This window comes from Eubacterium segne (genome assembly GCF_014287775.1).
Lineage (GTDB): Bacteria > Bacillota > Clostridia > Lachnospirales > Lachnospiraceae > Eubacterium_G > Eubacterium_G segne.
Genome location: NZ_JACOOZ010000001.1, coordinates 74,467 through 86,369 on the forward strand (window position 1 = coordinate 74,467; position 11,903 = coordinate 86,369).

Consider the following 11,903-nt stretch of genomic DNA (forward strand, 5'->3'; position numbering starts at 1 on the left):
AAACTTTATTCACTTAACAAATATTTTTCAATTGCTTCGCCACAGCCGTTATGGTCGCAGTCCCTTACCGTAACATCACATATTTTCTTAACATTATCATTAGCATTTCCCATGGCTACCGCAAGTCCTGCCTTGCTTAACACATCTAAGTCATTATCTGCATCCCCTACAGATATAACCTCACTTAAATCTATGCCTAAATAGTCACATAACTTAGCTAAACCGGTTCCTTTGGTAGTTCCTGCAGCTGAAATTTCAAGAGATGTTTTTTCCGCATTTACCATAACAAAGTTTTCTTTTTCCAGTTTTTTTCTTGTTTTTTCACGATCTTCCTGAAATGCATGATATAAATTAAGCTTTAATACATCTACCTTATTTTTTATGGAATACTCTGCAATATTATCTACAGGTGTTGCTACCTTTTCAAATAAAGACTTGTACGCCCCCATTCCATAATATTCCATATTCTCCATCTGACCTTTTTGAACTAATGATTTTTCTGATAAGATATGTGGTAAAACATCCACTCCTTCTATGGCATCAAATATTATATCCACCTGATTTTCAGGTATTTTGTTTATATAAATCTCTTTTTTCTCTTTTAAATCATATACTAAAGCTCCACTTATGCCGATAATATATCTCAGGTCTTTTATCTGTTCAATATATTCCTGTAATTCCGGTATGCATCTTCCTGTACATAAAACCACTTCCTTACCGGCATTAAATGCTTTGTTTATTGCCTCTAAAGTTGCCTTTGAAATTTTCTTTTGTGAATTTAACAAAGTTCCATCCATATCCAATGCAATCATTTTGTACATATTTTATTTCTCCTTTTGTCTTATTTCTTCTTATTATTTCTTATTGTAACAATTATTTTACAATATAAACACTAAATTTTCACGTTTTATGGTTATTATTTAACTTGTAAATAACTTATAGGGAATTTATAGGGAATTATTAGGGAAGTTATTTACTCATTGTTTTTAATTTTTTTATTTTTTTTATGAGACTATTTTTAGTCTCCTCTCCTTTTATTATGTATATTGTGAGAGAGGAATGTTAAGTTTTTTAGTTTTTCTCGCTTATCATTCCATTCCCCATTTTTAGGGAATTGAACGTATTGGTCGTGTTAATACGTTCAGACATATGGCAGGTCCCTCCTGTCATATGTTTTCATTAATGGTAACTTGGGTAGGCGCCACGCCTACCCATTTATCATTTTACGGAACTCTAAAAAATAAAAAGAGTGCAATGCAGGACTATCCCCCGCATTGCACCCTTTTTATTATATATTACTTTATTTTACCTTTTCATAAATACTGTCGGTAAGCTGCTTTATAACATTATCAACTTCCTGCTCAATTTCATTCATTGGTACCTTCTTCTGAATACTCTTATCTCTTGTAGATAATTCCACAACACTTTCCTTCAAGTTTCTTGGACTTACAACTACACGTACAGGAACACCTAAAAGGTCTGCATCTGCAAACATTGCTCCCGGTCTTGCCTTTCTGTCATCATAAATAACTTCAATTCCCTTATTCTGTAATGTATTGTATAAATTATCAGCAAATTCCTTACACTCAGCATCATCTGAACGTAAGCAGCAAAGATGTACCTGCCATGGAGCAATTGTAATAGGCCAGATTGGACCATAATCATCATGACGTACTTCACATATGGAAGCTGCCATACGTCCCACACCAATGCCGTAACATCCCATAATAGGGTACTGCTCTTCACCGTTTTCATCAGTATACTTAAATCCCATAGCCTTTGAATATTTAGTTCCCAGCTGGAATATATTTCCTACTTCAATACCTCTTGAAATTGTAATATGAGGCTTTCCGCACTGAGGACAAATGCCACCTTCCACAATCTTTGCAAGGTCAAAATATTTAGCATTAGGACAATCTCTTTCAACATTAAATCCTGTGTAATGGGTATCTACCTTGTTTGCTCCTGTTACAAGATAATCTATATCCTTAAGAGAATTATCAAAAAGAACCGTTACCTTTTCGTTAATACCTACAGGTCCGATAAATCCTGCTGTAAGGACGCTGTCGTCTTCAATAACTGCCGGATGAATTTCACATCCAAGAGCATTAGTCAGCTTTGTTTCATTAATATCTAAATCACCACGGATAAATGCTACAACATAGCTGTCATCGGCATTTCTCTGATATACAACTGCTTTTGCCGTATTCTCTGCAGGAATATGTAAGAACTCACAAAGTTCTTCTATTGTTCCTGTTCCCGGTGTTGCCACCTCTTTTAATTCCTCTTTAGCTATTGTATTTTCATTTTTAACAATGCTTGGAGCAGCCTCAACGTTGGCACTGTAGCCACACTCAGGACAAATAGCTATTGAATCCTCTCCTGCTGCTGTAAGAAGCATATACTCATGAGAAATGCTTCCACCCATCATACCTGAATCAGACTTAACTACTGCTACCTCAGGTATTCCACATCTTGCAAAGATACGATTGTATGCATCATAGCATCTCTGATAATACTGCTCTAAATCCTCCTGAGATGTATGGAATGAATAAGCATCTTTCATGGTAAACTCACGTACACGGATAAGTCCTGCACGAGGTCTTGCCTCATCACGGAATTTAGTCTGAATCTGGTAAATCATAAATGGATATTTAGCATAACTGTTAGCATATTCACGAACTAACTGAACTGATGCCTCCTCGTGAGTCATTCCCAATACCATCTTGCTTCCTGTTCTGTCTGTAAATCTTAATAATTCAGAACCAACACTTTCATATCTGCCTGACTCTTCCCAAAGACTTCCCGGAAGTGTTACAGGGAACAATACTTCCTGTCCGTCAATTTTATCCATTTCATCCCTGATAATATTCTCTATTTTCTGTGAAATTCTCTTCATTGGGGGGAACTGTGAGTAAATACCATTTGCTACATTCTTGATATATCCTCCTCTTACCATTAATGCATGGCTGTCAATAAGACAGTTTGCCGGTCTTTCTTTAAATCTGTCCCCAACAAGTTTTGATAATTTCATCTTTCTTTCTCCTATGATATTTATTTTTAGTATAACAACACTAACTAAATTATTTTAATACAGTTTATAAAAAAAATCTATACTCTTTCGGAACTTTCTTTTCGTTATGCCCTATATTTTTCAGCCTCCTTCATAGCAAAGATAAACTAACCTATAGTTCTGCTTAACACTTTTCACCACGTAAACCTCCATATGTCCCCTTATTACTATTCCCTGATTATCCTCTTTATTTTCAAATACCTTTACCGTATTGAAAAAGTCCTGACTCTTTATTATGTTCTTTTTCTTCAAATTCCACCAATCTATTTCTTCTACAGCCGCATCATAAATGCTATAACTGCTGTTTTTTGAATTTTGAATGAGTTTATCTGTTTTGACAAAATCAGTCTCACTTAACTGTATTTTTGCAAATATCCTGCATCCCTTATAACTCTTCCCATTAAACTCATATTTTTCTTCACAAGTCTTATAATTTACAACTTTTGCGTTTAAGGACAGTTTTAAATTGTATTTTGAATTAATAAGATTTATGGCATCTATGCTGTCAGAATTTAATGTTACTTTTTTTATATTACTCCACTTTCCTTTCACTTTTCCCTTTATTCCTCTTATTCTGAAATAATAATTTCTATTATTTTTTAATTTATATACTTTGCAACTTCTACGTTTTTTTACTGTTTTAATTATTGATTTTTTCATGTTCTTATTTGTAGAATATTGTATTTGATATTTATTAGTTTTGGCTATTTTTTTCCACCCTAACTTAATTGTATTCTTATTTACAATATTTACATACTGTATCTTTCCTTTTGATACTTTTTCTTTTGATTTTTGTGTTGCATAAACGAATTTTCCATTAAATCCCGTTACCAGCATTGTCATTACAAGAAGCCATATGGATACCTTTCTTAATGCTTTTCTGTTTACTCCGTGTTTCATAAATTTTTCCTCCCATTTAATTATTTTCATTTTATAAAATAAACGCACCAAACCTCTATTCTGACTTCAGAAGTTTGATGCGCTATGTTCTCTAATCATGTATTTTTCATCCGCCCTACATTTGATTTTAGTATATTATGTTATAAACTTTTTTTCAACATATTTTTCCATAATGTCATGTTCTTGTAATAATAAGAAAGCTGTTATATACATTTATTTCTCCATACCCCCATATAGGGCTTGGATATTCCACATCCCGCTCTCTTTTTGCACCTCTTATAAGATAATTTTTAATATAATTAGTTCTCATATAAGGCTCGTTTCCCTGAACATATCCCCACTGAAGCATTTGGGCGCAGCATCCTGCCGTAAGTGCTGCCCCAATGGATGTACCTGATTTTCCGGTAAAGCCTCCTGTGGTATTTGGTGCATATACACTAACAGCCGGTGCCACTATATCCGGCTTAATCCGGTTATCCCTTGTAAATCCCCGTCCTGAAGGAGGATATATTGAATTACTTTGATTATCAAAACCACCTACGGTAATTATATTCTGGGCACTTGAAGGCACTGTCAGGGTTCCTTCCGGTTCCGGCTTTAAGAAAAATATATTCTCCGTAAATTGATTGAGATTTCCCCAGATATTGTAAGCTCCGTTTAATATGTTATTTCCGTATACCCTTATAACCCATATGCCTTCCGAGGGATTGATAAACCTTAAAAAAACAAGTTCCTCTCCTGTCCCGGACTCCACTAATCTGTAATCTACTTCTACGGTAGTTCCGTCAAGAAGGAAATTAACAGTCTGACCATAATTTTTTCTTGCAGGTATTCTTGGAATGCTTTCTCCTAAAGGTGATATTAAAGATACGGAAAACACGTCAGGAGTATTTCCCCATAGTTCAAGAGCAAAGCCTTTGGTATCTGCACCTACCCTAAACTCCACATCCTCCGACATTCCATCTCCTAATCTTCCCTGATAATGAAGTCTTGCATTTGCCTCATTTCCACTACATACCACAACACAGTTTCCTATTATCTGCCCCATTTTCCCTAAAAGCTGGGCTAAAGGTGAACCTCCCGTTCTGCTTCCGTTTCCCGTTCCAACTCCCAAAACAATTACCAGAGGTCTGCTATACCTCATTCGTAAATCCATTAAATATGAAACTGCCAGCATAATATCGTTTTCCTGATAGGCATCCACCCCATCCTTTATAAAAAAATGGTCCCGTAAATATTGTTTTGCAGGTTTTAATTTCACCACGGCTATGGATGCGTCAGGTGCGCTTCCCACAAAATCCCTTTGTCTGTCATAGCCACCGCATGCCACTCCGGCCATTATTGTGCCATGACCATTTTCATCTCTGTGAGGTACTACACTATATGGGTTAGTGTCCCCTAAAGCCCTGTTTATATCTACTGCCGTATACAGGCTTCCATAATCAAAACCATCCGGAATATTTCCTGAACTGTCACTTTGATCCCATATTTCCAGTATCCTGGTTTGTCCTGTGGAATTTTTGAAAATACTGTTGGTGTAATCTATACCTGTGTCAATAAAACCAACAATTACATCTCTTCCTGTAAGTTCAAACCCTGTCTGATTTTGAAGCCTTATGGCTCCTGTGGCTGCTACTGCCGTGGTATCCATTAATCCGAATAATTTTGGAATGGAACTGTAAGAATAATTTCTAAGACCGATTTCCCTTATTCTGTCTAAACGCTCATAGGCACATACATACCGGTAATTTATCAGCTGCGGACAATACTCACTGTACTTCTGACGGATGATTTCCGGATTTTCAGCAATTTCCCAGATAAAATCCCCATACTCCTCTGATGTAATTATATCCTGACATTCAGGCATGGTTTCACCTGCTTTTTTTAACAGCCTATGTTAAAAAATTCAATATTATGATATAAGCATAAAAATTATAAATTGCCACTGTTTTTTCCACAAATAAGCAATTTATACTTTTTAACTGCCTGTGGAACATCCTGTAACCGCCGTTGCTGCAAGAGCCATGGCTACTAATAATGCTAATGCTTTCTTTCTCATATCAATCATCTCACTTTCTTTTTAATTTAAAATAAGTATAGATGACTAGCCTTAATTAAACTTAAAATTATTTGATATAAATTTAAATATATTTTAAGGGCAAATCTGTTTTATAACAAATCTGCCCTTAGTTTATATAGCATTCAATTTTGGTTTACATAATTTATTATATGCAATTCTGCCCTCTCATTCCTATAATTGGACCACCTGTTCCGTTAATGTATTCCTTAGTAATTTTTACAGTTCCAATGTGGTCATCCTTTGGAATCTCATACATAATATCTAACATAAATTCCTCAATAATTGCACGAAGGGCTCTTGCTCCGGTTTTCTTTTCAATGGCTTTTCCGGCAATTGTTTTAAGAGCATCCTCAGTAAATTCCAGTTTTACCTCGTCTAACTCTAAAAGCTTCTGATACTGCTTAATTATGGCATTTTTAGGATCAGTAAGTATTTTTACCAGCATCTCCTCTGTTAAGCCATCTAATGTAAATACAATAGGAAGTCTTCCTAAAAATTCTGGTATCATTCCAAACTTTCTTAAGTCATCTCCCGTAACATTTTTTATAATGTTTTTGTCATTATCGTATTTGTCTGACAAATCGCTCATAAAGCCAATTGCAGCCTGTTTATTTAATCTTTCCTTAATTATGTCCTCTAATCCCGGGAAAGCTCCGCCACATATAAAGAGAATATTCTTGGTATTAATTGTAGCTAAAGGAACCATTGCATTTTTGCTTGTTGCTCCCACAGGAACCTCAACTTCACTTCCTTCTAAAAGCTTAAGCATTCCCTGCTGAACTGATTCACCGCTTACATCCCTGCTTCTTGAGGTGTCTTTTTTTGCAATCTTGTCAATTTCGTCAATAAATACAATACCTGTTTCAGCTTTTTCCACATCATTATCTGCTGCTGCAAGTAATTTTGAAATTACACTTTCAATGTCATCTCCTATATAACCTGCTTCAGTTAAGGATGTAGCGTCTGTTATGGCAAGAGGAACATCCAATAATTTTGCCAGTGTTTTTACAAGGTATGTTTTACCACAGCCTGTAGGCCCAATCATCAGCATATTAGACTTTTCAATTTCTATTTCATCCATTGTATTTGTTGCCACACGCTTGTAATGATTATATACAGCCACTGACATTACCTTTTTGGCATATTCCTGTCCTATTACATAATCATCTAATTTTTCCTTTATAATATGTGGTGCCGGAATTTTATTTATATCAATAACCGGCTCTGTCTTTTCACCATCAGCTTTTTTCTTTTTGATCTTCTGCTTATGAGGTACATTTCGTATAAAATCCTCCGGATTCATCATATGTACCCCCGGCATGTTTAAAAGATTCTTTAATTCCTCTTCGCTGATATTTACATTCATACCAACGTTTTGAAAGTTGTTAAAGCTCTTTTGCAGACAATCTGTACACACGCATATCCCACCGGGCATATCTATCATTTTTCCTGCCTTACTTTCAGGTCTTCTGCATACGTAACAGATTTTTTCGTAATCATCTTCTTTATTATCTTTAGATGTTTCATTTGAATTAACATCTTTTAACTCTTCTTTTTCTAATTCGTCCTTGTTGTCACTCATACCTGCCTCCTGTTCTCTGATTTCTTTTGTCACAGTGGTAAGTTTATCACATATCACAAAAAACGTAAATAATCGGGTAAGACTGAACTTACCCGATTATAAGGAAATTTATTAATTAATGAAGAAATATTATAATCTATTTCTCATGATGGGGGCTAATTTTGTGTATTAGAAGCACCTACGTCACTGGCACTGGCAAGAGTTACTGTTACTGTTTTTTCCTTGTACTCTCTTCCATCTGCATAGGCAATCTTCACTTTAACCTTTTCTCCTGATTTGTAATATGCCATTATACTCTTTAATGTATCATAAGATGTAATCTGCTGGTCATCAAAGGCTGTTATAATATCTCCTGCCTGAATACCTGCCTTGTCTGCCGGACCATTCTTTACAGTCTCGTAAACATATACACCTGTTGGCATTCCATATGCCTCTGAAACATCTGATGTAACATCATATTTGCTGCTGATTCCTAACCAGCCCCGTTCATCTTCACTTACCTTTGTTCTGGTCTGCTTAGTCTCTAAGTTGTTGATAATATCCTTAACTGATGTAATAGGAATTGCAAATCCCATTCCTTCAACACTACTTGAAGTGCTAGAACCGTTAGAAGAATATTTAGCAACATTAATACCGATTACTTCACCTTTTGAGTTAAGTAATGCACCACCACTGTTACCACCATTTATGGCTGCATCTGTCTGAAGAAGTTTCATTTTCTTTTCTTCTATTGTAACTTCTCTGTCTTTTGCACTAATAATACCTGTCGTAACTGACTGTCCATATCCTAATGCATTACCAATGGCAATTACACCTTCACCTACTGTAACTGAATCTGAATCACCTAATGTAGCTTTCCTTATTGTATCTAATGTTTTGCTTGGAATATCTTTTAATTTAACTGCAACAACAGCCACATCTGCATTGGCATCTGTTCCTTTTGTATATCCGTCTACTGCTTCACTTGCTTCCATTCCGTCAAACTGAATTTTTAAGCTGTCAGCACCTTCAACTACATGGTTGTTAGTAACTATTAACAACTCTGTATCTGTCTGGTCAACAATAATTCCTGAACCGGCAGCTTCCTGCTCGTATGTCTGTTTTCTATTGTTACCGCCACCGAAATAATAATCATATATTGAATCATAACTGTTTGACTCAATTAATGTTTTGCTGGTAATGGCTACTACCGATGGCATTGTGTTATCTACAACTCCTGAAACATCTGTTACTGTAACTGCTCCTGATGAACTTGAGCCTGATGTGTTTGTGTTAGTAGAACCAATATCATTGTATGTTTCACCTTCTTTGGTTTCGCCCTGTGATAATATACTGTCAATGGTAGATTTTCCATTTTTACTGTTACTGTTTGCTACTGCAAATATTCCCATTATACAGGAAACACCTACAAGAACTGTAACAGCCGCCACTGCAATTACAACCGGTAGCTTATTTTTTTTCTTTTTGTTACCATTGTTTCCATTATTCTGATAATTTCCATTGTAGTTACCATTGTTATAATTACTGTTATAGTTGTTACTGTAATTGTTATTATAATTGTTGTAACTGTTCTGAGAATTGTCTCCCTGAGAATAATAGGATTTGTCTCCCTGGGAATAATAGGTATTCTCATATTCTTTGTTTTCTGAGTTTTCTGTGTTACCTGTGTCATTTACCTGCTGTTCATTTTGTGTCTGATTCTCCTCCGGATTTGTGTCAAATCCATTTGTATTTTCATTGTCTAACATGATTCCTACTCCTTTCGACAAATTCTTTTTGATTTATTTTATAACTAGAGTTTACCGTTTAGTTGTGATTATTCTGTGTTTTAACTGTTAAAAACCTAAGAATTAAAATGCCGGCACACCTTTTAAGTATGTCGGCACTTTATCCTATTTAATAGAAATCACTTTGTCCTTTGTCATCGTAATCATAATCTGTATTATCAACTGTTGCCGTGGTTTCTTCATTAGAGGTAGTCTTTCCTGATTCAATTGGATTGTAACCATCTGAACCGGATGTAACTCCTGTGTAACCTGCTACATAATTTTCAACTGCCACTACATTATCGGTAGGCTGATAGTTTTCTTCACCATATAAGAACTTGTGAAGTTCCGATACATTGTTCGACAAACCTCTTGCAACTACATAGCTTGTACCATCATAGGTTCCTGTAGTAAGCTGTGACGGAAATCCCTGACTTCCATTTAATTTAAAATCAAATATAACAGGTATCAGATTTACTATCTCATCAAAGGTAAAACTGGTTGAAATTATTCTGTCTCCTGCCTTATCGTCATTCATTACTGTCTGCACCATAGACTGGAGTTCCGTAATTCCTGCACTTTTTGCCTTTTCAACTAATTTCATCATAACTGAACGTTGTCTTGCAGCACGTCCAAAATCATCTGACACTCTATCCCCTGTATCCGGATCATAAAATGTCGCTTTTCTTATTCTACAGTATGTTGTAGCCTGTAATCCGTTAAGCTTTATATTTTTGCCGCTTTTCTTTACCGGGGTAGCATATTTACCCATGGCATTTGCTGTTCCCAGTAAATGGAAATTAAGCTGTGACAACTCATCATCTGTTAAATTGACTGTTATTCCGCCTAACTTGTCTATGATTTCTGCAACTCCTGCGAAATTAACCGTAACGTAATCCTGAATGTCCAAGTCTAAATTCTTATTTAAAGTATTTATTGCTGCTTCAGGTCCTCCTGCTGCATATGCTGAATTAACCTTAAAATACTTGTTCAGGTTTCCATCTGCATCATATATTCCCAACATGGTGTCTCTGTAAATTGATACCATTTTCACTTCACCTGTTGTGTTATGAATATTTACTACCAAAATGGAATCACTGTTAGAAGCCTCCACTTCACCCTCTCTTGAATCTACACCAAATAAAACGAAGGTGGTGTATTCCTGAGAATAGTTGTACTTAAGTTCATTGGTCTTTAACTTAGTATTATCAAAGTTTGAGTCAAAAACACTGTGTACATATGCTTCACTTCCAAACCAGGAAATAATTTTCTGACCTATAGGTGTTGTTGCCATTCCCTTTATAATTTCAGCCTTCACATTAGGTACAAATAGAATTACCATTGCCGCAATAAGTATTATTCCAAAAATCACCTCAAAAGTTGTAACAATTCTCTTCCATATTTTAATTGTTTTCAACTGTTTTTCCGGTGTTTTATTTTTATTAGAACTCATGGTCATCTCCCATCATATTTTACTTATTTGTATCCATTAGGATTTTTCTGCTGCCAGTTCCATGAATCTTCACACATTTCCTTAATTCCGTTTTTAGCAACCCATCCTAATTCTTCTTTTGCCAATGTAGGATCAGCATAACATTCAGCAATATCTCCTGCTCTTCTGTCTGTAATTACATATGGAATTTCTTTTCCAACAGCTTTACTTACATTATTAATAACATCAAGTACGCTGTATCCGATTCCTGTGCCAAGGTTGTAAACCTTTACTCCCGGATTTTCTTCTACCTTCTTTATTGCCTTAACATGACCTTCTGCTAAGTCTACAACGTGAATGTAATCTCTTACACCTGTTCCATCCGGCGTCGGATAATCGTTACCAAATACATTTACATGTGGAAGCTGTCCAATGGCAACCTTCATAACATATGGCATAAGGTTGTTTGGAATACCATTAGGATCTTCCCCCATTAATCCGCTCTTATGAGCTCCAATCGGATTAAAGTAACGAAGTAAAATAACATTCCATTCTTTATCTGCAAACTGAATGTCTGTTAAAATCTGCTCTAACATTGACTTTGTCCATCCATAAGGGTTAGTACACTGTCCCTTAGGGAACTTTTCAGTAATTGGAACTGATTCAGGATCTCCATATACTGTAGCTGAAGAACTGAAAATAATGTTTTTAACATTGTGCTGTCTCATTACATCGCACATTTCCAATGTTCCTGATATATTGTTTTTATAATATTCTAAAGGTTTCTGAACTGATTCTCCAACAGCCTTAAGTCCTGCAAAGTGAATTACTGAAAAAATATCATTTTCTTCAAACACCTTTGCCATAGCTTCTCTGTCAGCTATATCATTTTCATAAAACTTTACTTTCTTTCCTGTTATCTGTTCAACCCTGTTCAATGCTTCTTTTGATGAATTGCTAAGGTTATCTACAACTACTACGTCATAGCCTGAATTTAATAACTCAACACATGTATGACTTCCAATATAACCTGCTCCACCTGTTACTAAAATAGTGCTCATTTTTTTCCT

Annotated in this window: 8 protein-coding genes; all 8 read right to left on the minus strand. The window is 35.5% G+C overall.

The window, feature by feature from the left end:
• Positions 1-5: 5 nt before the first annotated feature.
• The gene (locus H8S00_RS00380; protein ID WP_118589128.1) at positions 6-821 is read right to left on the minus strand and encodes a Cof-type HAD-IIB family hydrolase; all 816 of its coding nucleotides are present in this window, start codon (positions 819-821) and stop codon (positions 6-8) included.
• Positions 822-1,300: 479 nt separating this feature from the next.
• Positions 1,301-3,034: a proline--tRNA ligase gene (locus H8S00_RS00385; RefSeq protein WP_118589129.1), complete on the minus strand. Its 1,734-nt coding sequence runs from the start codon at positions 3,032-3,034 to the stop codon at positions 1,301-1,303.
• A gap of 120 nt (positions 3,035-3,154) precedes the next feature.
• Positions 3,155-3,973 carry a fibronectin type III domain-containing protein gene (locus H8S00_RS00390; RefSeq protein ID WP_158576809.1) on the minus strand — a complete coding sequence of 273 codons (819 nt, stop codon included), beginning with the start codon at positions 3,971-3,973 and terminating at the stop codon, positions 3,155-3,157.
• A 175-nt stretch (positions 3,974-4,148) separates the two neighbouring features.
• Positions 4,149-5,840 (minus strand): S8 family peptidase, encoded by a 1,692-nt coding sequence (locus H8S00_RS00395; RefSeq protein ID WP_118589131.1) that lies wholly within the window; start codon positions 5,838-5,840, stop codon positions 4,149-4,151.
• A gap of 358 nt (positions 5,841-6,198) precedes the next feature.
• Positions 6,199-7,635: an ATP-dependent Clp protease ATP-binding subunit ClpX gene (gene clpX, locus H8S00_RS00400; RefSeq protein ID WP_118589132.1), complete on the minus strand. Its 1,437-nt coding sequence runs from the start codon at positions 7,633-7,635 to the stop codon at positions 6,199-6,201.
• 155 nt (positions 7,636-7,790) lie between these two features.
• A complete protein-coding gene (locus H8S00_RS00405) occupies positions 7,791-9,383 on the minus strand; it encodes a S1C family serine protease (RefSeq protein WP_118589133.1) in 1,593 nt (530 codons plus the stop codon).
• Between the two features lie 148 nt (positions 9,384-9,531).
• Positions 9,532-10,854: an LCP family protein gene (locus tag H8S00_RS00410; RefSeq protein ID WP_158576808.1), complete on the minus strand. Its 1,323-nt coding sequence runs from the start codon at positions 10,852-10,854 to the stop codon at positions 9,532-9,534.
• Between the two features lie 23 nt (positions 10,855-10,877).
• Positions 10,878-11,894: a UDP-glucose 4-epimerase GalE gene (galE, locus tag H8S00_RS00415; RefSeq protein ID WP_186839777.1), complete on the minus strand. Its 1,017-nt coding sequence runs from the start codon at positions 11,892-11,894 to the stop codon at positions 10,878-10,880.
• Between the last annotated feature and the right edge of the window lie 9 nt (positions 11,895-11,903).